General features: G+C 70.3%; 20 protein-coding genes and 2 tRNA genes. 8 read left to right on the forward strand and 14 right to left on the reverse strand.

The features are described from left to right. On the reverse strand, nt 1-361 hold a 361-nt coding region (locus tag ACFE87_RS10500; protein ID WP_375459579.1), incomplete at its 3' end, for an efflux RND transporter permease subunit. Nucleotides 362-401: 40 nt separating this feature from the next. After that, nucleotides 402-1,643 (reverse strand): efflux RND transporter periplasmic adaptor subunit, encoded by a 1,242-nt coding sequence (locus tag ACFE87_RS10505; protein WP_375459580.1) that lies wholly within the window; start codon nt 1,641-1,643, stop codon nt 402-404. Nucleotides 1,644-1,745: 102 nt separating this feature from the next. On the opposite strand from ACFE87_RS10505, the gene ACFE87_RS10510 reads away from it, so the two are divergent. Further along, nucleotides 1,746-2,342 carry a TetR/AcrR family transcriptional regulator gene (locus ACFE87_RS10510; RefSeq protein WP_375459581.1) on the forward strand — a complete coding sequence of 199 codons (597 nt, stop codon included), beginning with the start codon at nt 1,746-1,748 and terminating at the stop codon, nt 2,340-2,342. 13 nt (nt 2,343-2,355) lie between these two features. On the opposite strand, the gene paaZ is transcribed toward ACFE87_RS10510, so the two are convergent. Then, nucleotides 2,356-4,392: a phenylacetic acid degradation bifunctional protein PaaZ gene (gene paaZ / locus ACFE87_RS10515; protein ID WP_375459582.1), complete on the reverse strand. Its 2,037-nt coding sequence runs from the start codon at nt 4,390-4,392 to the stop codon at nt 2,356-2,358. A gap of 117 nt (nt 4,393-4,509) precedes the next feature. On the opposite strand from paaZ, the gene ACFE87_RS10520 reads away from it, so the two are divergent. Together ACFE87_RS10520 and ACFE87_RS10525 are read left to right on the forward strand one after the other, a co-directional pair. Beyond that, nucleotides 4,510-5,961, forward strand: coding sequence for a cobyric acid synthase (locus ACFE87_RS10520; RefSeq protein WP_375459664.1), 1,452 nt, complete (start codon nt 4,510-4,512; stop codon nt 5,959-5,961). Between the two features lie 80 nt (nt 5,962-6,041). Next, the gene (locus tag ACFE87_RS10525) at nt 6,042-6,374 is read left to right on the forward strand and encodes an antibiotic biosynthesis monooxygenase family protein (RefSeq protein ID WP_375459583.1); all 333 of its coding nucleotides are present in this window, start codon (nt 6,042-6,044) and stop codon (nt 6,372-6,374) included. Nucleotides 6,375-6,395: 21 nt separating this feature from the next. Here ACFE87_RS10525 and ACFE87_RS10530 read toward each other — a convergent pair whose 3' ends face one another. The 3 genes from ACFE87_RS10530 to ACFE87_RS10540 form a co-directional block, all read right to left on the reverse strand. Further along, nucleotides 6,396-6,707 carry a DUF1330 domain-containing protein gene (locus ACFE87_RS10530; protein WP_375459584.1) on the reverse strand — a complete coding sequence of 104 codons (312 nt, stop codon included), beginning with the start codon at nt 6,705-6,707 and terminating at the stop codon, nt 6,396-6,398. Between the two features lie 177 nt (nt 6,708-6,884). Beyond that, nucleotides 6,885-6,961 (reverse strand) — tRNA-Arg (locus tag ACFE87_RS10535). Nucleotides 6,962-7,056: 95 nt separating this feature from the next. Continuing rightward, nucleotides 7,057-7,545: an NUDIX domain-containing protein gene (locus ACFE87_RS10540; protein ID WP_375459585.1), complete on the reverse strand. Its 489-nt coding sequence runs from the start codon at nt 7,543-7,545 to the stop codon at nt 7,057-7,059. A 101-nt stretch (nt 7,546-7,646) separates the two neighbouring features. On the opposite strand from ACFE87_RS10540, the gene ACFE87_RS10545 reads away from it, so the two are divergent. The 4 genes from ACFE87_RS10545 (at nt 7,647) to ACFE87_RS10560 (ending at nt 9,704) form a co-directional block, all read left to right on the forward strand. Further along, nucleotides 7,647-7,723: transfer RNA gene (locus tag ACFE87_RS10545), tRNA-His, on the forward strand. A gap of 13 nt (nt 7,724-7,736) precedes the next feature. Continuing rightward, entirely contained in the window at nt 7,737-8,762 is a 1,026-nt protein-coding gene (locus ACFE87_RS10550) for a Bug family tripartite tricarboxylate transporter substrate binding protein (RefSeq protein ID WP_375459586.1), read from the forward strand. Nucleotides 8,763-8,868: 106 nt separating this feature from the next. Next, the gene (locus ACFE87_RS10555; RefSeq protein WP_375459587.1) at nt 8,869-9,456 is read left to right on the forward strand and encodes a hypothetical protein; all 588 of its coding nucleotides are present in this window, start codon (nt 8,869-8,871) and stop codon (nt 9,454-9,456) included. 65 nt (nt 9,457-9,521) lie between these two features. Beyond that, nucleotides 9,522-9,704, forward strand: coding sequence for a hypothetical protein (locus tag ACFE87_RS10560; protein ID WP_375459588.1), 183 nt, complete (start codon nt 9,522-9,524; stop codon nt 9,702-9,704). Between the two features lie 43 nt (nt 9,705-9,747). Here ACFE87_RS10560 and ACFE87_RS10565 read toward each other — a convergent pair whose 3' ends face one another. The 7 genes from ACFE87_RS10565 to ACFE87_RS10595 form a co-directional block, all read right to left on the reverse strand. Then, on the reverse strand, nt 9,748-10,275 hold the full coding sequence (locus ACFE87_RS10565; RefSeq protein WP_375459665.1) for a TIGR00645 family protein: 528 nt from the start codon (nt 10,273-10,275) through the stop codon (nt 9,748-9,750). An 83-nt stretch (nt 10,276-10,358) separates the two neighbouring features. After that, nucleotides 10,359-11,009 carry a peptide-methionine (S)-S-oxide reductase MsrA gene (msrA, locus tag ACFE87_RS10570; RefSeq protein WP_375459589.1) on the reverse strand — a complete coding sequence of 217 codons (651 nt, stop codon included), beginning with the start codon at nt 11,007-11,009 and terminating at the stop codon, nt 10,359-10,361. A 161-nt stretch (nt 11,010-11,170) separates the two neighbouring features. After that, nucleotides 11,171-12,334, reverse strand: coding sequence for an ABC transporter substrate-binding protein (locus ACFE87_RS10575; protein ID WP_375459590.1), 1,164 nt, complete (start codon nt 12,332-12,334; stop codon nt 11,171-11,173). A gap of 102 nt (nt 12,335-12,436) precedes the next feature. Beyond that, nucleotides 12,437-14,053 carry an acyl-CoA synthetase gene (locus tag ACFE87_RS10580; protein WP_375459591.1) on the reverse strand — a complete coding sequence of 539 codons (1,617 nt, stop codon included), beginning with the start codon at nt 14,051-14,053 and terminating at the stop codon, nt 12,437-12,439. A gap of 19 nt (nt 14,054-14,072) precedes the next feature. Next, complete coding sequence (locus tag ACFE87_RS10585; RefSeq protein ID WP_375459592.1) at nt 14,073-14,987, reverse strand: FecR domain-containing protein; 915 nt, start codon at nt 14,985-14,987, stop codon at nt 14,073-14,075. Between the two features lie 44 nt (nt 14,988-15,031). Then, entirely contained in the window at nt 15,032-15,799 is a 768-nt protein-coding gene (locus tag ACFE87_RS10590; RefSeq protein ID WP_375459593.1) for a glutamine amidotransferase, read from the reverse strand. A 4-nt stretch (nt 15,800-15,803) separates the two neighbouring features. Beyond that, nucleotides 15,804-16,280, reverse strand: a complete 477-nt coding sequence (locus ACFE87_RS10595) for a TerB family tellurite resistance protein (protein ID WP_375459594.1) — start codon at nt 16,278-16,280, stop codon at nt 15,804-15,806. 184 nt (nt 16,281-16,464) lie between these two features. On the opposite strand from ACFE87_RS10595, the gene ACFE87_RS10600 reads away from it, so the two are divergent. Next, the gene (locus ACFE87_RS10600; protein WP_375459595.1) at nt 16,465-16,851 is read left to right on the forward strand and encodes a response regulator; all 387 of its coding nucleotides are present in this window, start codon (nt 16,465-16,467) and stop codon (nt 16,849-16,851) included. A gap of 28 nt (nt 16,852-16,879) precedes the next feature. Here ACFE87_RS10600 and ACFE87_RS10605 read toward each other — a convergent pair whose 3' ends face one another. Beyond that, nucleotides 16,880-19,084, reverse strand: coding sequence for an adenylate/guanylate cyclase domain-containing protein (locus tag ACFE87_RS10605; RefSeq protein WP_375459596.1), 2,205 nt, complete (start codon nt 19,082-19,084; stop codon nt 16,880-16,882). Nucleotides 19,085-19,137: the final 53 nt, after the last annotated feature.

The raw sequence follows: 19,137 nt of genomic DNA on the forward strand, positions 1-19,137 counted from the left end.
GCAGGCGCGGCTCGGCCTGCGACACGCGGTTCTGGACGAGCTGCTGGGCCTTGTCCGGATCGGTGCCGAGGCGGAACGTGACCGTCAGCGTCATCAGGCCGTCGGTCGTGGCCTGGCTCGACATGTAGAGCATGCCCTCGACGCCGTTGATCTGCTCCTCGATCGGAGTCGCAACCGTCTCGGCGATCACCTTCGGGTTCGCGCCCGGATACTGTGCCCGGACCACGACCGAGGGCGGCACGACCTCCGGATATTCGGAGATCGGCATCGAGATCAGCGCGAGCAGCCCCGCCACGAAGATCAGGACCGACAGCACGCCGGCGAAGATCGGCCGGTCGATGAAGAATTTGGACAGGTTCATGGCGCCCTCCCGGGCGAAGCTCTTCGGGCGCGCGGCCGGGTCAGCGCTGGGCGAGGCGTGCGGGCGTGGCGGCCGGGCCGGGGCGCGCGCCCATCGCGACGACCTGCGGCTGAACGAGAGCGCCGGGCCGGACGCGCTGCAGCCCGTTGACGACGATGCGCTCGCCGGGCTGCAGGCCTTCGGTCACGATGCGGAGCCCGTCCACCGATGGCCCGAGCGTCACGGCCCGGTAGAGGGCCTTGTTGTCGGCGCCGACCACCAGAACGAACTTCTTGTCCTGGTCCGTGCCGATGGCCCGCTCGTCGACCATGAGGAGCGTCTCGGTCTTCGCCTGGCCCATGCGGAGGCGGGCGAACTGCCCCGGCATCAGGGAGCCGTCCTGGTTTTCGAACACGGCCCGGACCCGGACCGTGCCGCTCTGGGGGTCGACCTGGTTGTCGATCAGCTGGAGACGGCCCGCGAAGGTGGCCGCACCCGAGGCGAGCGAGGTCATCTGGACAGGAATGCGATCCAGTTTTCCGCGACCGCCGGACCCCTCCTGTACGCCCTGGAGCGCGCGCAGCACGGCGTTCTCGTCCGCGTTGAAGCTCGCATAGATCGGGCTGACCGAGACGAGGTTGGTCAGGATCGCGGCGCCGGGGCCGGCGGCGACCAGATTGCCGACCGTGATCTCACGGCGGCCGACGCGGCCCGAGACAGGGGCGCGGACTTCGGTATAGCCGAGATTGAGCCGGGCCGATTGCAAGGCGGCTTCGGCCGCCTTCTGGTTCGCCTGCGCCTCGCGGTGGGCGTTGAGGCGTGTGTCGAGGTCGCGGAGGGAGACGGTTCGCGAATCGAACAGCCGCTGGCCGCGCTCGTAATCGGCCGCGGCGAGTGCGACCCTGGCCTGCGCCGCCGCGACCTGCGCCTCGGCCCGCTGCACCTCGGCCACGAACGGGGCCGGATCGATCGTCACGAGAAGGTCCCCAGCCCGCACGAGCTCGCCTTCGGAGAAGTGCAGGGCCTGCACGGCCCCGGCCACGCGAGAGCGGATCTCGACCCGTTCCACGGCTTCGAGCCGTCCGGAGAAATCGTCCCAGATCTGGGCCTGGCGCGGCTCGACCGAAGCGACGGAGACCGGGACGGCTGCCGGCGGGGCGGCCGCCCCCGTGCTGGCTTCGGCAGCAGGACCGGGCGCCCGCAGGTAGAACGGCACGCCGAAGCCGGCGAGGGCGACGAGGCCGACGCCGATCAGGGAACGTCGCAAACGGGAGGGGGATGACGTGACCGTCGACGGGTCCATGGCTCGTTCCAGATTTGTAACAGATGCTACAAATGTGGGAGTGGACGGCCGGCGTCAAGGTTCTTATGTAGCGGATGATAAGAAATCTTCGGGAGACACGCAATGGCGATGGGACGGCCCCGCGCCTTCGACAAGGACGAGGCCCTCGACCGCGCCATGGAGCTGTTCTGGCGCAAGGGCTACGAGGGGGCGTCGCTGGCCGACCTGACGAAGGCGATGGGGATCAACCCGCCGAGCCTCTATGCCGCCTTCGGCAACAAGGAGGGGCTGCTGAAGGCGGCCCTCGACCGCTATCTCGAACAGCGTGCCGCCTTCCTGGATTGCGTCCTGGCCGCCCCGACGGCGCGCGAAGCGGCGGACCGGATGCTGCGGGGCACGGCCGATCTCCTGACCGCCCCGGGCAACCCGCCCGGCTGTCTTCTCCTGCAAGGAGGCCTCGCCTGCGGCGCTGGTGCCGAGACCATCCCGAACGAACTCGCCTGCCGGCGAGCGGCCGGCGAGGAGCGCTTTCGGGAGCGGTTCGCGCGCGCCCAGGATGAGGGCGACCTGCCGGAATCGGCCGATCCCGCCGCCCTCGCACGCTACGTCTTCGCGGTCGTGCAGGGCATGGGCGTCCAGGCCGCAGCCGGCGCGACCCGAGCCGACCTGACCGGGATCGCGGAACTCTCGCTGGCGGCCTTTCCCGTTCCGGTGAGTTGACGCGGTTTTCTCCTCACCCCGCCCGGGCGTTCATGGTCAGGAGGTCGTAGCGGGCGACCGTGTCGCCGTGCTGGTTGAAGACCTCGGCGTCCCAGCGCACCTCGCCATATTCGGGCTTCCGGGACTCGGTCTTGCGCTTCACCGTGAGCCGCACCCGGATCGTGTCGCCGGGCGAGACCGGCTTCAGGAAGCGCAGCGAATCGAGCCCGTAATTCGCCAGCACCGGTCCGGGGGCAGGATCGACGAACAGCCCGGCCGCGAAGGACAGGATGAGATAGCCATGCGCGACCCGGCCCGGAAAGAACGGGTTCGCGGCCGCCGCCTCCTCGTCCATGTGGGCGTAGAAGGTGTCGCCGGTGAAGCGGGCGAAATGCTCGATGTCGTCCAGCGTGATCGCGCGGCTCGCGGTCTCGATCGTGTCGCCGATCCGGAGTTCGTCATAGCCGAGCCGGAACGGGTGTCGCGGCGTCGCCGGCGCGGGCGCCCCCCGGATCCAGGACCGGGTCAGTGAGGCGAGGCGCGCGGGCGAGCCCTGGATCGCGGTCCGCTGCAGGTAGTGGAACACGCCCCGGAGCCCGCCCAACTCCTCGCCGCCGCCGGCCCGTCCCGGCCCGCCATGCAGGAGGCCGGGCAGGGGCGAGCCATGCCCCGTCGATTCCGGCGCGCTGTCCCGGTCGAGGACGAGGAGGCGGCCGTGATAGGGCGCGATGCCGAAGGCGAGGGCGGCGGCCGCCTCCGGATCGTAGGTGAAGATCGAGGCGACGAGGCTCCCCTCGCCGCGGGCGACGAGCGCCACGGCCTCGTCCAAACCGTCATAGGGCATCACGGTCGCGACCGGACCGAAGGCCTCGACCGTGTGGACGAGGCTCGCCTCGGCCGGCCGGTCGCAGCGGAGGAGGACGGGCGCCATGAAGGCGCCAGCCTCCGGGTCAATTCCGTCGGCCTCGACCCGGAAGGGATCGCCGAACACGATCTCGGCCTCGGTCGCGAGTTTTGCCACCTGCGCCCGCACGGCCTCGCGCTGGGACCGGCTGACGAGCGCGCCCATCCGGGTGTCGGGCAGGCGCGGGTCGCCGATCGTCACAAGGCCGAGGGCCGTCCGCAGTGCCTGGATCGCCGCCACCTCGTGCTCGCGCGGCACGAGGGCGCGCCGGATGGCGGTGCATTTCTGCCCGGCCTTCACGGTCATCTCGCGCACGACCTCCGTGACGAAGAGGTCGAATTCCGGCGTGCCCGGCCCGGCATCGGGCGCCAGGATGGCGGCGCTCAGCGAATCGCGCTCGGCGATGAACCGGACGGCGTTGCGGCCGATCGCCGGATGGTTCTGCAGCCGCTCCGAGGTCTCGGCCGAGCCCGTGAAGGAGACGACGTCCTGCCCTGTGAGGTGGTCGAGGAGGTCGCCGGTCGAGCCCACGATCAGCTGCAGGGCGCCCTCGGGGAGGAGGCCCGTCGCGACGATCGCCCGTATCACGGCTTCCGCCACATACGCGGTCGCGGTGGCCGGCTTCGTGATCACCGGCATGCCGGCCAGGATCGCGGGGCCGAGCTTCTCCAGCATGCCCCAGCAGGGGAAGTTGTAGGCGTTGATATGCAGGGCGACGCCGTGGCGCGGCGTCAGGACATGCAGCCCGACGAAACCGCCGGCGCGCGACAGCGGCTCGACCTCGCCCTCGACCACGAAGCGTTCGGAGGGCAGCTCGCGCCGGCCGCGCGAGGCGTAGGCGAAGAGGGTGCCGATGCCGCCGTCGATATCGACGAGGTTGTCGCTTCGGGTCGCGCCGGTCTCGGCGGCGAGCTCGTAGAACTCTTCCTTGCAGGCATTCAGCGCCGCCGCGACCCCGCGCAGGATGTCGGCCCGTTCGTGGAAGGTCAGCGACCTGAGCGCCGGCCCGCCCACGTTGCGGGCGTGGCGGGCCATTGCGGCGAAGTCCAGGCCGGACGAGGAGGCGCGCGCGACGACGCGGCCGTCGATCGCGCTCGGGATGTCGGCGAGGCCGGAGGAGGGCCGGACCCAGCGATCCTGCGCGAAGCTTTCGAGTGTCGTCGCCATGATGCCTCCCTCGCCATCTTACGTCGGGGCGCTGCCCGGGGGCTTGTCGCCTCCCGGCTCCGGGTCGCACAAGGGGCGGTGACGACGCGACATCCCGGCCGCCTCACCCCCGCCCTCATGATCCAGGGCACCGGCTCGAATGTCGGCAAGTCGACGCTCGTCGCCGGCCTCTGCCGCCTCTTCGCCCGGCGGGGCTTGATGGTCGTGCCCTTCAAGCCGCAGAACATGTCGAACAACGCGGCCGTGACGGCCGATGGCGGCGAGATCGGCCGCGCCCAGGCCGTACAGGCCCGCGCGGCCCACCTGCCGGCAAGCGTCCACATGAACCCGATCCTGCTCAAGCCCGAGACCGATACCGGCGCGCAGGTGATCGTCCAGGGCCGCCGCTGGGGCCAGATGCGGGCGCGCGACTACGGCTCCCGAAAGGCCGAACTCCTGCCGGCCGTGCTGGACAGTTTTGGGATCGTCTCCGAAGGCGCCGACCTCGTCCTGGTCGAGGGAGCCGGCAGCCCGGCCGAGATCAACCTGCGGGCCGGCGACATCGCCAATATGGGTTTCGCGGAGGCGGCCGACCTGCCCGTGATGCTCGTCGGCGACATCGACCGGGGCGGCGTCATCGCGAGTCTCGTCGGCACGCATGCGGTGCTCGAGCCGGCGGAGCGGGCCCGGATCCGGGCCTTCGTGATCAACCGTTTCCGGGGCGAACCGCGCCTCTTCGATTCCGGGCTCGCGGCCATCACCGGGCGGACCGGCTGGCCTTCGCTCGGCGTGGTGCCCTGGCTGCCCGTCGCCGCCGACCTTCCGGCCGAGGACGTGCTCGACCTCGCGCGCGCTCCCGCGGCCGGGCATGGCGGCCGCCGGTTTCGGATCGGCGTGCCGGTGATCGCCCGGATCGCGAATTTCGACGATCTCGATCCGCTCGGCCAGGAGCCCGGGGTGGACCTCCGTTTCATCCGTCCGGGCCAGGCGCTGCCCGGCGATCTGGACCTCGTCATCCTGCCGGGCTCCAAATCGACGCTGGGCGATCTCGCCTTCCTGCGCGGCCAGGGCTGGGACATCGACCTCCTCGCCCATCACCGCCGCGGCGGGCGCGTGCTCGGCCTCTGCGGCGGCTACCAGATGCTCGGGCGGCGCATCGCCGATCCCGACGGCGTCGAGGGTCCCGCCGGCGAGGCGCCGGGCCTGAGCCTCCTCGATGTCGAGACAGTGCTGACCGGGGAGAAGGTGACCGAACCGGCCTCCGGCCGTCATCTCGCGAGCGGCGCAGCTTTCGCCGGCTACGAGATCCATCTCGGCCGCACCGAAGGACCTGATTGCGACCGCCCCATCCTGAGCCTCGCGGGCGACCGCCCGGATGGGGCCTCGAGCCCGGACGGGCGAGTGCAGGGCAGCTACGTCCACGGCCTCTTCACGTCCGACGCTTTCCGGTCGGCCTATCTGGCCGAGTTCGGTGCCGCTTCGACGCTCCGCTATGACGACGGGATCGAGCGCGCGCTCGACGCCCTCGCGGACCATGTCGAGGCCCATCTGGATACGGAGGCCATGCTGGCGATCGCGCGCGGGCGGTGAGGCGACCCTCCCTCGCAAGATCGACCAAGACAGGCCCGCCGCACCCTTCCAGAGTTCCGCCCGCAACGTGGGAAATGGTGATGATCGCGCGAATCTGGCGAGGCTGGGCCAGGAGCGAGGCGGATGCCGAACTCTACGCGGCCTTCCTGCGGGCCACCTTCCTGCCGGCGGCCGCACGGCTCGCCGGCTTCCGCGGAGGCCATGTGCTCCGGCGGGCGACCACCGGCGGCGAGATCGAGTTCACGACGGTCACCCGCTTCGAGTCGATCGATGCCGTGAAGCTGTTCGCGGGCGAGGATTACGAAAGGGCGAATGTCGCGCCCCGGGCGCGCGAACTCCTCGCCCGTTTCGAGCCGCGTTGCGCCCACCACGAGGTGGTGATCTCCGACGAGGATGTCCGGCCGGACCCCTGATCGCGCAGCGGCCCGTCGGCGTTACGAATCTCCCGGCTGCGGACCCTCGTAGCCCTCGATGACCAGGAGGTCGGCCGTCGAGACAGGTGTCCTGAGCGCCAGCACCTCCTGGTATTCGGCCGAATGCCAGCAGGCGAGCGCGGCCTCGTAGGTCGGGAATTCCAGCACGACGTTCCGGCTCCGGCTCGATCCCTCGAGCGTCTCGGAACGGCCGGCCCGAGCCAGGAAGCGGGCATTGTGGGCTGCGAAGACGGCGCCGTTGGCCGCGACATAGGCGCCGTAGCGCTCGAGATCGGCGATGTCGACGCGCACGATCCAATAGCCCTTGGCCATCCTACCCTCCTCCACGAGACCTTGTTCACGTCCCCGGCGCGAGCCCCACGAGGCCGGTTGCGGGCCGTGGGGCCGCTATTCTCGGAGACCGAGCTGCTGAGGCGAGAGGAAGACGCTTAACCCTAGAGCGTCCGAGACGACGAGGTCCGCCGGCAGTTTAGACAGACTTGGCGAGGGTGGCGCACCCGACACGATTCGAACGTGTGACCTTTGCCTTCGGAGGGCAACGCTCTATCCAGCTGAGCTACGGGTGCAACGCGCTGATCTAGCCCGTCTCCCGGCCGATGGTCAACGCGAACCGCACGGGCACCAGGCGGGCAGCCCGGACGCGTCGGGCGAAGCCCGCTCCTCAGATCGACTGGAACAGGCCGGTCGCGCGGAAACGGCCATAGGCGTCCAGGGTGCGCTGCATCACCGGCATCAGGTCGGGCAGGGCGTCGGGCCGGAACCAGCCGACCCGGAGGCTCTCGTCGTTCGAGGCGATCAACTCGCCCGAGAAGGTCCGGGCCGCGTAGAGCAGTGTGAAATAATGGCAGCGGTCGCCGTTCGGGTAGGTCCAGACCTCGTGGGCGGGGTCGGAGGCGAAACCGAAGGGCAGCGGGTCGGCGATCCGGATGCCGGTCTCCTCCTCGGTCTCGCGGATCGCGACCGCCTCGGCGCCCTCGCCCTCGTCCGGCACGCCGCCGGGCAGGCCCCAGACGCCGTAATCGGAGCGAAGCTGCAGCAGGATCGCGCCGGCCCCATCCTCGACCACGACCCTCATGCCGGGCACGAGGAGCAGGCGCGAGCCGACTGTCCCGCGGAGACGGCCGAGATAGGATTTTGCGAAATCCGACATGATCCCCGCCGCGAAGCCGGCATCGGTGATAGCCCGCGGCGGCCCGGGACGGAATGCCGGCCTTGTTTTCGACCTATCGGAGCGCTACAGCGCGCCTTCGGGCCGCCATAGCTCAGTTGGTTAGAGCGCTAGATTGTGGATCTAGAGGTCCCCCGTTCAAGCCGGGGTGGCGGTACCATCTCGTCGAGAGCGTGACCACAAGGCACGACCGGCACCAGGGAGGGACGGTCGTCACGCTCGAGCGCCGGGTCGCCGCTCTCCTGGCCGTCATGCTGGGCCTGCTCCTGCCGGCCCAGGTTTTCGCGCAGTCTCAGCCCTTCCCCACGCGCCTCGTGCGCCTCGTGGTGCCCCAGGCCGCGGGTGGCACCACGGACGTGCTCGCGCGGGCGATCGGTGACCGGCTGAGCCGGCGTTGGAACCAGCCCGTGATCGTCGAGAACGTGGTCGGGGCAGCCGGCAATATCGGCACGGCTTCGGTCGCGAAAGCGGCGCCGGACGGCCACACGCTGCTGGTTACCTACGAGGGATCGCAGGCGATCAATCCCCATCTCTACCCGAACCAGCCCTTCGATTCCGTGCGCGACTTCCAGCCCGTGGCGACGCTCGCCCGGGCCGGGTTCTACGTCATCGCGAGCCCGCAGCTGCCCGCGCGAGACCTTCGCGCCTTGATCGTTCTCGCCCGGACCCGCAAGGACCCGCTGAACTACGCGACCTCCGGCGTCGGCTCCGTGAACCACATCATCGGCGAGATGCTGAAGAGCGAGGCTCAGATCAACATGGTGCATGTCGCCCATCGCGGCATCGCCCAGGCCATCACCAACATCTCGGGCGGCCATGTCGAGGCCGGGATCGCGGCGGTCCCGTCGGTGATCGGCCAGGTCCAGGACGGGGTGGTAAGGGCCATCGCGGTGACGAGCGCCGTGCGAACGTCGGTCACGCCGGACGTGCCGACGGTGGCGGAATCGGGCCTGCCGGGTTTCGACGTCAATCCCTGGTGGGGGATCCTGGGTCCGGCGGGGCTCGACTCGGCCCTTGTCGCCAAGATCAACCGCGATGTCGGCGAGATCCTGGGCGAGCCCGACATGCGGGACTTCATGGCAAAGATCGGCGCCGAGCCCTACCCGACCTCGCCGGAGGCTTTCCGGACGATGCTCAAGGGCGACGTCGAGCGCTGGGGCCGGATCGTGGCCGCCACCGGCGCCCGCCCGGAGAAGTAGCTCGCCTCGCTGTCGAGCCTCTCACGGACGAGCGCGCCGGCGAGAAGCCGGCCAGGAACGTGATGCCCGGCCCCAGAACGGCCACGCTTTCCCGGTCCATCGGGCCATGATCCACACCATCCTGCCGAGAGGATTCGGCGCGGCGGCCGCAACGTTGCTGTACGGGGGAACCGCCATTGCGCAAGCCGTCCCGCCCGCAGTGGATTGCGGGGCGAAGGCCGCGCTCTACGCCCCACCCGGAAAAGGACCGAAGGTTTGGGTCGTGCGCAGGGGCGAGATGGCCCGCGAAAACCCGCTTCGGCCCCTGACGCCGGAGCGGCTCGTCGTCCTCCAGGTGGTCGTGAACGGCCGGCTCGCAACGGCCTACGGGCCGGATTACGACAACCTGCAGCAGGGGGGAGCGCCGCGCGACCTCGAACGGGACGCCGCCGATCCCATCCGCTGGCAACCCGGGGCCGACGGTCTCCCACCGACCTTCCGAGTCGTGGCACAAGACGGCGCCGTCCTGTTCGCCGGGATGCGGTTCGCCGAATGCGTCGAGCCGCCGAAATCGCGGGTCGCGGCCCCCGCGCCCCGGCGCGCCGACCCGGACAGGCCGGACCGCAAGGCGGCCGAGGAGCGGTCGAAACCACAACCCGGCCTGCCGCAGGGCGCGATGGATGGGTTGTCTCTTCCGGGACGCGGCACGAACTAAGCGACATCCGGGAACGGGCAGGCCCGGATCGATTTGAGCTGTCGCACCCCCTTTAGGATCACCGCATGCGCTTTCTCATCATCCTCGTCGCGCTGGTCGGCGGATTCGTGCTCGTGGCGATGCTGGTCGCGCCGTCGCAGCCGACCCTGCGCGACTGGTATCTCGTCAACGCCTGCCCGCAACTCGACAAGCTCAGCACCGACATCTGCGCCCCGATCCGGCGCGCGGCGGAAGGCAGGACGACCTGAGCGACAGAGGCCCTTCCTCCCGCGCAGAGCAAGGCGCCGCGGCCTACAAGTGCGGCTTCGCGGCCGCCTTTCCTTGGGCGGTCTCCCCCCCGATCCGGTCCGTGAGGGCGAAGACGAGGCCCGACACCACGAAGACGACGTGCAGCCCGACATACCAGGCAATCTCGCGGTCCGACGTGTTCTTCAGGTTCATGAAGATCTTGAGCAGCTGGATCGCCGAGATCGCCACGATCGAGGACATCAGCTTCAGCTTGAGGCCCGTGAAGTCGATCTTCGACATCCATTCCGGCCAGTCCTCGGTCGCTTCGACGTCGATCTTCGAGACGAAATTCTCGTAGCCCGAATAGATCACGATCACGATCAGCGACCCCGTGAAGGTGAGGTCGATCAGCGTGAGCACGCCGAGGATCGTGTCCGCCTCGGTGCCCCGGAACGGGTGGGAGACGAAGTGGAACAGCTCCTGGGCGAATTTCAGGAGGAGCACCAACAGCGCGGCGACGAGGCCGACATAGAAGGGCGCGAGCAGCCACCGGCTCGAGAAGATGATCCTCTCGGTCCATCTCTCGGCCAGCATCACGCGGCGGAGCGGCCTCCCCGTTCGGGCCACCTGTGCCAACCCGGCGGTAGCCGCCGGCTTCGCTTCCGCCTCGGACATCAGGCGGCGAGGCCGACCGGGCAGGACACGCCCGTCCCGCCGAGCCCGCAATAGCCACCCGGATTCTTGGCCAGGTATTGCTGGTGGTAATCTTCGGCGAAGTAGAAGGGCCCCGTCTGGACGATCTCGGTCGTGATCGGCCCGTAGCCGCCCTTCGTCAGCTCGCGCCCGAAGGCCCCCCGCGAGGCCTCCGCCGCCCGGCGCTGGGCCTCGTTCGCCACGTAGATGCCGGAGCGATACTGGGTGCCGGCATCGTTGCCCTGGCGCATGCCCTGGGTCGGGTCATGCCCCTCCCAGAAGGCCTTCAGGAGCCTCTCGTAGGACACGACCTTCGGGTCGAACACGACCAGCACGACCTCGTTCTGGCCGGTCATGCCGGAGCAGACCTCCTCATAGGTCGGGTTCGGCGTCGTGCCGCCGGCATAGCCGACCGCGGTCACATGAACGCCCGGTATCTTCCAGAAGATACGCTCGACGCCCCAGAAGCAGCCCATGCCGAAGACGGCCTGTTCCATGCCTTCGGGATAGGGGCCCTTCAGCTGCTGGCCGCTGACATGATGCTTGTCGGCCGTGGGGATCGGGTTCGGACGGCCGGGCAGCGCGTCGGCCGCGCTCGGCAGCTCGGATTTCTTGCGGAAAAGAGAGAACATGGGCGCCTCCGATATGTGAGGCCTAATATGGGGTCAGGGCGGCGGGGTGTCGACGTGCTGCGCGGGGCGCATCGTGCGTCCACCGCGCGCGGTATGGACCGCTTCCCGCTCGGCTCGCTTCCGTGGCGGGTTCCGTTTCGCGGCCCCGGAATGACGGGGAGTTACTGCGTCGCGGTGTCGGGCAGGAGCTTCCAGGCGCCGTTCTCGATCGTGACCATCACGCGGGCGCGCTTGTCCTGGCCGACATGGTCGTCCTTGGTCATCGTGACGATGCCCTGGCTGTAGACCACGTCCTTCAGGCCCTCGAGGGCGTCGCGGAGCGCCGCCCGGAATTCGGCCGTGCCGGGCTTGGCGGATTTCGCGGCGACCGGCAGGGCGGCGGCGAGAAGCGCGAAGGCGTCGTTGCCGTGAGCGCCGAAGGTGGAGGACGAGCCGGGCCCGTATTGGGCCTCGTATTTGGCCACGTATTCCATTCCAACCTTCTTGAGCGGGCTCGAATCCGGCAGCTGCGAGGCCACCAGGACCGGTCCGGCCGGCAGGATGGTGCCCTCGACATCCTTGCCGCCGACGCGGAGGAAGTCGCCATTCGCGGCGCCGTGGGTCTGGTAGACCTTGCCGGCATAGCCGCGCTCCCGGAGCGTCTTCTGCGGCAGCGCCGCCGGGGTCCCGGATCCCGCGACGAGGACCACGTCGGGCTTCGCGGCCATCAGCTTCAGGACCGGTCCGGTGACGCTCGTATCGGTGCGGGAATAGCGCTCGGAGGCGACGAGCTCGATGTTGCGGCTCTTGAGGGCCGGCGTGATCACGTTCAGCCAGCCGTCGCCATAGGCGTCGTTGAAGCCCACGAAGCCGACCGACTTCACCTTCGTGGCCGCCATGTGGTCGGCGATGGCGTCCGCCATCAGCCGGTCGTTCTGCGGCGTCTTGAAGACCCAGCGGCGCTTCTCGTCCATCGGCGATACGATGGCGGCGGAGGCCGCGAGCGAAATCATCGCGGTCTTCGTCTCGCTCGCCACCTCGATCATCGCGAGCGAGACCGGGGTCGTCGAGGAGCCGACGATCACGTCCGCCTTCTCGTCCGTCAGGAGCTTGCGGGTATTGGCGACGCCGCGCGTCGAGTCGGAGCCGTCGTCCAGGACCACGATCTCGACCGGCATGCCGCCGAGTTCCTTGCCGAAGAGCTTCGCGGTATTCGCCTCCGGGATGCCGAGCGAGGCGGCGGGCCCGGTGGTCGAGACCGTGACGCCGATCTTCACGGTCTGGGCCATGGCCCCCGTGGCAAGGGCGAGGGCACTGAACGCACAGGCCGTGAGCAACATCCTCATCGCGAAACCTCCCGATCTTCTTGTCTCGGGGCGTTGTAGCGGGTGAGGCCCGCTTGTCGAGGCTCGCCGGCTCGTCCCTTCGGCGAAGCGCCGGCCGGGCCTTTAGGCGAGCGCGCGCAGCTCGCGGCGGATGACCTTGCCCGTGGTCGTCATCGGCAGCTCGGCCACGAAGGCGATCTCGCGCGGATATTCATGGGCGGCGAGGAAATGCCGGACATGGTCCTGGAGCTCGCGGGCGAGGCCCGGATCCGGCGGGTGTCCGTCGTTCAGCACGATGAAGGCCTTCACGATCTCGGTCCGGCCCGGATCCGGTTTTCCGACCACGCCTGCCATGCGAACGGCGGGATGGCGGATCAGGCAATCCTCGATCTCGCCCGGCCCGATGCGGTAGCCGGAGGAGGTGATGACGTCGTCGTCGCGGCCGACGAAGCGGAGCCAGCCCTCTTCGTCTTTCGTGCCGAGATCGCCGGTGACGAGCCACCGGCCCCGGAACTTGGCCCGGGTCGCCTCCGGGTCGTTCCAATAGCCGAGGAACATCACGGGATCGGGCGCCCTGACGGCGAAGGCGCCGAGTTCCCCTGGAGGAAGCACGCGGCCGTCCTGGTCGACGACATCGACCACGTGGCCCGGCGCGGCCCGACCCATGATCCCGGGCCGGGCCGGCATCAGCGTCGCGGCCGAGGACACGACCATGTTGCATTCGGTCTGGCCGTAGAATTCGTTGATGGTCACGCCGAAGACGCGCCGACCCCAGTCGAGGAGCTCCGCCCCGAGCGTCTCCCCGCCGGACGCGACGGTCCGCAGGCGGAGCTGCCAGCGGCTTTCCGCGTCCGGCACCGCCCGCATCAACTTCAGGGCCGTCGGCGGCAAAAAGGCGTTGCGTACGCCGTGGTCGCGCATCAGGTCGAAGGCGGCCTCGGCCGAGAATTTCTCGAAGCGCCGCACCACGACCGACACGCCGTGATGAAGCGCGGGCAGCAGCACGTCGAGGAGCCCGCCGATCCAGGCCCAATCCGCCGGCGTCCAGATCCGGTCGCCAGGCTGCGGCAGGAGGTCGTGGCTCATCTCCACGCCCGGAAGGTGGCCGAGGAGCACGCGATGCGCGTGCAGGGCCCCCTTGGGCTGCCCGGTCGTGCCGGAGGTGTAGATGATGAGGGCCGGATCGTCCGCCCTGGTCCGAACGGGCTCGAAGGCGTCCGGCTGGGCCGCCATGCCGGAGGCGAGGTCGGCCACGCCCTCGCCCGCGCCGTCGACGGACAGCACGAGGGAGAGGTCGGGCAGCCCGGCCCGGATCCCAGCGAGCTTCGCGGCCCCGCCCGCATCGGTGACGACGGCCCGGGCGCCGGAATCGGAGAGCCGGAAGCTGAGCGCCTCCGGTCCGAACAGGCCGAAGAGCGGGATCGCGATCAGGCCCGCCTTGTAGATCCCGAGATGCGCGACGGCTGTCTCGACCGCCTGGGGCAGGAGGATGCCGACCCGGTCGCCTCGCTGCAATCCGTTCGCGAGGAGGAGATGACTGAAGCGGTTCGAGAGCCGTTTCAGCTCGCCGTAGGTGACCTCGCGGACTTCGCCGCCGGCCCCGACATGAACCAGCGCGACGCGGTCCGGCTCCCGCTTCGCCCAGCGGTCGCAGGCGTCAACGCCGATATTGTAGTATTCGGGTACCTGCCATCGGAAGGCGGCCTCCACCTCCGCGTAGCTTCGGCCAGCAGGCAGCATGGGGCGGCTCGGTCCGACCTCAGGGCCGAACGAGGGGGCCTGTCGTCAGCGGCGGGCCGGCCGTCACCGGCGGGATGGCCGTCACCGGCCTGAGAGGAGTCCCGATCACACCGCTCCGCCCGCCGCGCGTGATCTCGTCGGCGCCTCGCTCGAGGTCGAGCGGCTGCCCGTAGCAGCGCGACGATCGGGCGCCCGGGAAGGTGGGCGAGCCTTCGAGGCAGGCGGGGTTGGGAACGGCCCGGTCTCCGACACCGTAGCCGGCCGCCATGGCATCGGTCGGGATGCGACGGGCGCCGCCGCGTTGGCCCGCGCGGCTCGTGGTCGACGCGATCTGGCGCGAAACCTCGCCGGGACGGACCCGCCCGAAACCTTCCACGATCCCGGCCGGCCCGACGGTCACGGCATAGCCCGGACGCAGCAGCACCGGCTCGCCGCCGGCGGTCGGCTGGACCGTGATCGCGCCGTAGCCGCCGACGACCCGGGTCTGATTGCCCCGACGCTCGACCGTCACGGTGCCGCCCCGCACGCCGAGCACAGCTTCGGGCGTCCGGATGCTGGTGCCGCCGGCGTGGCTCACCTCGCCCCCGACATAGCGCAGGATGCCGCGCCCGACCGACAGGGTGGTCCGGCCGATGCCGGCATTCGGGTCGTAGACGAATTCGTCCACGACGACGGTCGCGCCGGGGCCGATATTCAGCGTGCTCTTGTCGATGAACAGCACCTGCATCGACCCGGCCGACGACGTCGTGATCCGCTCTCGGAACAGGACGCCCTCGCCGATCGTCAGGGTGCGGGCGCCCCGTCCGGGCGGGGTTCCGGTCGAGGCCGGATTCACGGCCGCGGCGATGCCGACCCGCTGCGCCAGCGCCGGCTCTGCCGCCAGCATGAGCAGGATGCCGGCGAGGGCTCGTCCGGGTGAACGGGGGTGGCGCATGGGGCGATCCTTCCGGCCCCAGGATAGACCATCCCGGATGGATGTCAGCCCGCCGCCTGCGCGCTCGCGCATGGCACGGCGCGGGCCGGATCGCCGCCCGAGAGCCAATGGTCCAGGAAGGCGTCGAGCCAGCGCCGCACGGCGGGATCGTGCATGAAGCGTCCCTCGATCTGACGCGAGCGGTCCTGGGCGCCCGGCATCCCGAGCCGGGCATGGCCGCGGACCGTCCAGCGGCACATCATGGCGTGGGTGACCTCGGGGTGGAATTGCAGCCCGTAGGCGGCGCGACCGACCTTCATGGCCTGGGTCGGAAAGTCGTCCCCGGTCGCGAGCGTCCGCGAGCAGGGCGGGCAATCGAAGCCCTCGCGGTGCCAGTGATAGACATGGCCCGGCCAGGACGCGCCGATCTCGGCCGAGAGGGCGAGCCCGTGCTCGGTCGGAAGGAGCGGGTAATAGCCGATCTCGGCCCGGCCGCCCTCGTGGATATAGACCCGGGCACCGAGGTGGCGGGCCATCATCTGGGCGCCGAGGCAGAGACCGAGGAGCGGCTTCTCCTCCTTCAGGGCGACGCCGATCCAGTCGATTTCGCGATGCACGAACTCGTCGTCGTCGTTGGCGCTCATCGGGCCGCCGAAGATGACGGCGCCGGCGTGATGCGCCAGCGTGTTGGGCAGCGGGTCGCCGTAGCGGGGCCGCCGAACATCGAGGGAGTGTCCGCGCTCGACCAGGAGGCGTCCGACCCGGCCCGGCGTGGATTGCTCCTGGTGGAGCACGATCAGCACCGGCAGCTTGGCTTCGCCACCGCCGCGCATCGATTCAGGCGCGAGAGGCGTCGCCGAGGGCCTCGGCCCGGACGGCGTCGATCGTGCCGTCGTCGAAGCCGAGGAGGTGGCCCATCCGCCAGATGAGGTCGTCTTCGAATTCCTGAACCACCCCGTCGGCTGCGGCGACGCCATAGGCCATCGCGAGAAGCCGTTTCCTGTCACCTGCATCCGTCTCGTGCCCCAACATCTCGATCAGCGCCGCGACATCGTCGACCTCGCGATCCAATCCGTCGCCACGCGCCACCAGGGCCGTCGCCACGTCGTCGCGGAGGCCGAACCGTTCCGCCAGCAGCACAACCAGTGCCACCCGCTCCGGTCCGTCCAGGCGACCGTCGACACGCGCCACATGGACGAGGATCGCGGCTGCAGCGAGACGATCCCGCGGCATCTCGGCCTCACCAGCCAACAGGCGCTCGTGGATCCCGCTCTGTCCGGAGAGGAGAGCGACCAAATGTGTGACGAAGGACATCTGAATGGCGGCTGCAAGCATCCCGTCAGGAGGGTTAATTTTGCGTATGCGAACGCGTTTCGCAACGCCACACAGCGCGGGGCGGGTCAGCTCTGGGCGGGTGTTCCACGCGCGGAGGCGCCCGAGTCACGCTGACGCGATTTGACCGACGCGGCGCAATCGGCACCATAGAGACTGGAACGATATGATGGCCGATACCGACACGCGCATGCCCGCCGGCCTCTCCGGTCTGAAGATCCTCGTCGTCGAGGATGAGGTCGCCATCTCGATGCTGCTCGAGGACATGCTGCTCGATTTCGGTTCCGAGGTCGTGGGACCGGCCGGCCGCCTCGCCCAGGCGGTCCAGCTGGCCGAGAGCGCGAGCTTCGACCTCGCCATCCTCGACGTGAATCTGGCGGGCGAGCCGATCTATCCGGTCGTGGACGTGATTGCCCGGCGCGGCATCCGCTTCCTGTTCTCGACAGGCTATGGCGCGGCCGGGATCGACGGCGCCTGGAAGGACCGCCCCGTCCTGCAGAAGCCGTTCAGCCAGGCCGAGCTCGAGAGGGCGTTGACGGCCGCTTTGGCCTGACCCGAGCTTCGCTCGCGCTGGCCGGGCTTCAGGGCCGGTGGAAGGACCGGACCTGGCTCTCCGTGCCGTCCGCATAGGTGAGCTGGATTTGCACCGTGTCGGTCCCGTCCGGCAGCGTGAGGAGCGAGGCGCCCGACGGCATCGCGGCCGGACCGGTCGTGTCGCAGGGCGGGATCGGCAGTTTTTCGCGCGGCGGGGCGTCTCCGAAGCCGATCGTCGCCCGGGCGATGGCGCAGCGGTTGCTGACGAGGCCCGCGAAGGACAGGAGATCGGGGATGTCCGGCCGGAAGGCGACCCAGCTGTCCGGAAAGCGTTCCAGCGTCGCCCTGCCGGCATCGGCCTCGGCCGCCGGCGGATCGAAGGTGAGCGGGAAGGGCCCGGCCTCGCGCCCGGCGCGGTCGCGATAGGCGACGTAGAGGGTCGTGCGTCCCGAACTTGCCGGCAGTTCCTTCTCAAGGCTCGGCGACTTGCCGGGCCGGGCCTCCGCCTGGCGCGACGCGCCGAGGGGCTCGAACTCGCCGCGCTCGCCGACCCGGACCGAGGCCGTGGTCGCGGGCTCGGGCAGGGTGAAGCGGGCGAGCCATCCGGTAGCCGTCCGGCTGAAGGCGGCGGTAGGGCGGGTCGCAGCGCTCGTGAAGGAGGCCTCGATCTCGCTCCGGCGCTTCCGAGCCCCGTCCAACCATCCATCGAGGACGGCGCGGTCGATGAACTGGCCGGCAAGTTCGCCCGCGCTCGCGGCTTCCAGGAAGCGGTCGAGCGCGTCGAAGGCGAGGCGTCGCTCGGTCAGCGTGGGGCCGCCGTCGCGGCGTTCCATCAGCGCCTCGGCCATCAGGTAATCCGCGGCCCCGGCCGCGCCGGGGTTGGCTGCCGCGAAGGCTTCGAGCTTCGCGGTGCGATCATCGTTCTCGGTCGAGAGCGCCGACACGATCGCGGTCGCGCGGGACGGGTTGGTGCGGGCGAGCGAAGCGTAGGTCTGCCGGGCCGCGTTCGGGCCCTTCACGGCCCGCAGGAGAGAGGCATGGCGAAGATGCGGGTCTAGATACTCGCCCGCGAGCGGCGCGAGCGCGGCATAGGCCGTGAGCGCCGCCGCGCGCTCGCCCTTCGCCTCGTGCGCCCGGGCGTTGTGATACAATTCCGGCAGGGTCCGGGCGTCGGGCAGCACGCCGTCGGAGGCGAGCGCCGCATAGGCGGCGGCCGGATCCGCCGGCAGGGCACGGGCGGGCTTCGCCGCCTCTGGCTTGACGGCCTCGGGCCGGGCCGGCTCCGGCTTGGCCGGCTCGGGCTTGGTCGTCGGCGGCTTCGGCGGCTCGACTTTCGGCACGTCGCGCTGCGCCTGCCGGGGCGGCTTGTCCGCGGGCGGGGCGGCCCTGGCCGGGCGCGGGGCGGACGGTGTGTCGGCGGCCTGTCCGGTCGCGGGCTGGCGCTCCTCGTTCAACGGAGGGGTCGCGGGCCCGGTCGCGACGCGCGGCTCGGACCCGCCGAGCGCGAGCCCCTTGGACCGGATCGTCTCGTAGAGCGGCGGCCCCGCGAGGAGACCGACGAGCAGCCCGACGCAGAGAAGCACGGCCGCCACCGCCGCCCCGACATAGCCGCCGCGTCCGCGCCGGGACGGGTTGGAGGCGGGCCGGGATCGTCCATGGGCGGTGAGCGGCTCCGCCGCCTGGAGCGCTGCCGCAGGCGGCGCGATCAGGTAGGCGTGGATCGGCTGCGGGATATTCTTGACCTGCCGGGCCCCGAGCTCGGTGAAGCCGACCGACAGCTTGTTCGCCACCGCCTCGTGGACGGAGCGGGAGACGCAGATGCCGCCCGGCGGCGCCAAAGCCTCGAGCCGGGCCGCGATGTTGACGCCGTCGCCGAGGAGGTCGCCGTCCCGCTCCACCACGTCGCCGATGGTGAGGCCCATCCGGAATTCGAGCCGGCGCCGCGGATCTTGGCCGAGATGATGCGCCCGCAGGCTCTCCTGGATGTCGATCGCGACCCGGACCGCCTCGACGGCCGAATCGAACTCGCACATCACCGAATCGCCGGCGGTGTTGAAGATGCGGCCCCCGCCCCTCACGACCAGCGCGTCGAATATCTCGCGCGCCCCGGCGAGGTCGCGCAGCGTGCGTTCCTCGTCCTCGGCGACGAGGCGCGAATAGCCGGCGACGTCCGCCGCAAGGATCGCGGCGATCTTGCGTTTGAGCGGGGCCGCATGGGCCCGGCCGGCCGCGGCCGCTGAGGTGGGACTCATGGTGTCCGTCTTGCTCATTGCGGCGCGGCGAGATGAAGGCAAAGCGCAGGAAA

It is taken from the genome of uncultured Enterovirga sp. (assembly GCF_964242715.1).
Taxonomy (GTDB): domain Bacteria; phylum Pseudomonadota; class Alphaproteobacteria; order Rhizobiales; family Beijerinckiaceae; genus Enterovirga.

Excerpts from the sequence above, each read along its gene's own strand:
- ACFE87_RS10505 (WP_375459580.1), bottom strand. The coding sequence starts at position 1,643 with ATGGACCCGTCGACGGTCACGTCATCCCCCTCCCGTTTGCGACGTTCC.
- ACFE87_RS10510 (WP_375459581.1), top strand. The coding sequence starts at position 1,746 with ATGGCGATGGGACGGCCCCGCGCCTTCGACAAGGACGAGGCCCTCGAC.
- paaZ (WP_375459582.1), bottom strand. The coding sequence starts at position 4,392 with ATGGCGACGACACTCGAAAGCTTCGCGCAGGATCGCTGGGTCCGGCCC.
- ACFE87_RS10520 (WP_375459664.1), top strand. The coding sequence starts at position 4,510 with ATGATCCAGGGCACCGGCTCGAATGTCGGCAAGTCGACGCTCGTCGCC.
- ACFE87_RS10525 (WP_375459583.1), top strand. The coding sequence starts at position 6,042 with ATGATCGCGCGAATCTGGCGAGGCTGGGCCAGGAGCGAGGCGGATGCC.
- ACFE87_RS10530 (WP_375459584.1), bottom strand. The coding sequence starts at position 6,707 with ATGGCCAAGGGCTATTGGATCGTGCGCGTCGACATCGCCGATCTCGAG.
- ACFE87_RS10540 (WP_375459585.1), bottom strand. The coding sequence starts at position 7,545 with ATGTCGGATTTCGCAAAATCCTATCTCGGCCGTCTCCGCGGGACAGTC.
- ACFE87_RS10555 (WP_375459587.1), top strand. The coding sequence starts at position 8,869 with ATGATCCACACCATCCTGCCGAGAGGATTCGGCGCGGCGGCCGCAACG.
- ACFE87_RS10560 (WP_375459588.1), top strand. The coding sequence starts at position 9,522 with ATGCGCTTTCTCATCATCCTCGTCGCGCTGGTCGGCGGATTCGTGCTC.
- msrA (WP_375459589.1), bottom strand. The coding sequence starts at position 11,009 with ATGTTCTCTCTTTTCCGCAAGAAATCCGAGCTGCCGAGCGCGGCCGAC.
- ACFE87_RS10575 (WP_375459590.1), bottom strand. The coding sequence starts at position 12,334 with ATGAGGATGTTGCTCACGGCCTGTGCGTTCAGTGCCCTCGCCCTTGCC.
- ACFE87_RS10580 (WP_375459591.1), bottom strand. The coding sequence starts at position 14,053 with ATGCTGCCTGCTGGCCGAAGCTACGCGGAGGTGGAGGCCGCCTTCCGA.
- ACFE87_RS10585 (WP_375459592.1), bottom strand. The coding sequence starts at position 14,987 with ATGCGCCACCCCCGTTCACCCGGACGAGCCCTCGCCGGCATCCTGCTC.
- ACFE87_RS10590 (WP_375459593.1), bottom strand. The coding sequence starts at position 15,799 with ATGCGCGGCGGTGGCGAAGCCAAGCTGCCGGTGCTGATCGTGCTCCAC.
- ACFE87_RS10595 (WP_375459594.1), bottom strand. The coding sequence starts at position 16,280 with ATGTCCTTCGTCACACATTTGGTCGCTCTCCTCTCCGGACAGAGCGGG.
- ACFE87_RS10600 (WP_375459595.1), top strand. The coding sequence starts at position 16,465 with ATGATGGCCGATACCGACACGCGCATGCCCGCCGGCCTCTCCGGTCTG.
- ACFE87_RS10605 (WP_375459596.1), bottom strand. The coding sequence starts at position 19,084 with ATGAGTCCCACCTCAGCGGCCGCGGCCGGCCGGGCCCATGCGGCCCCG.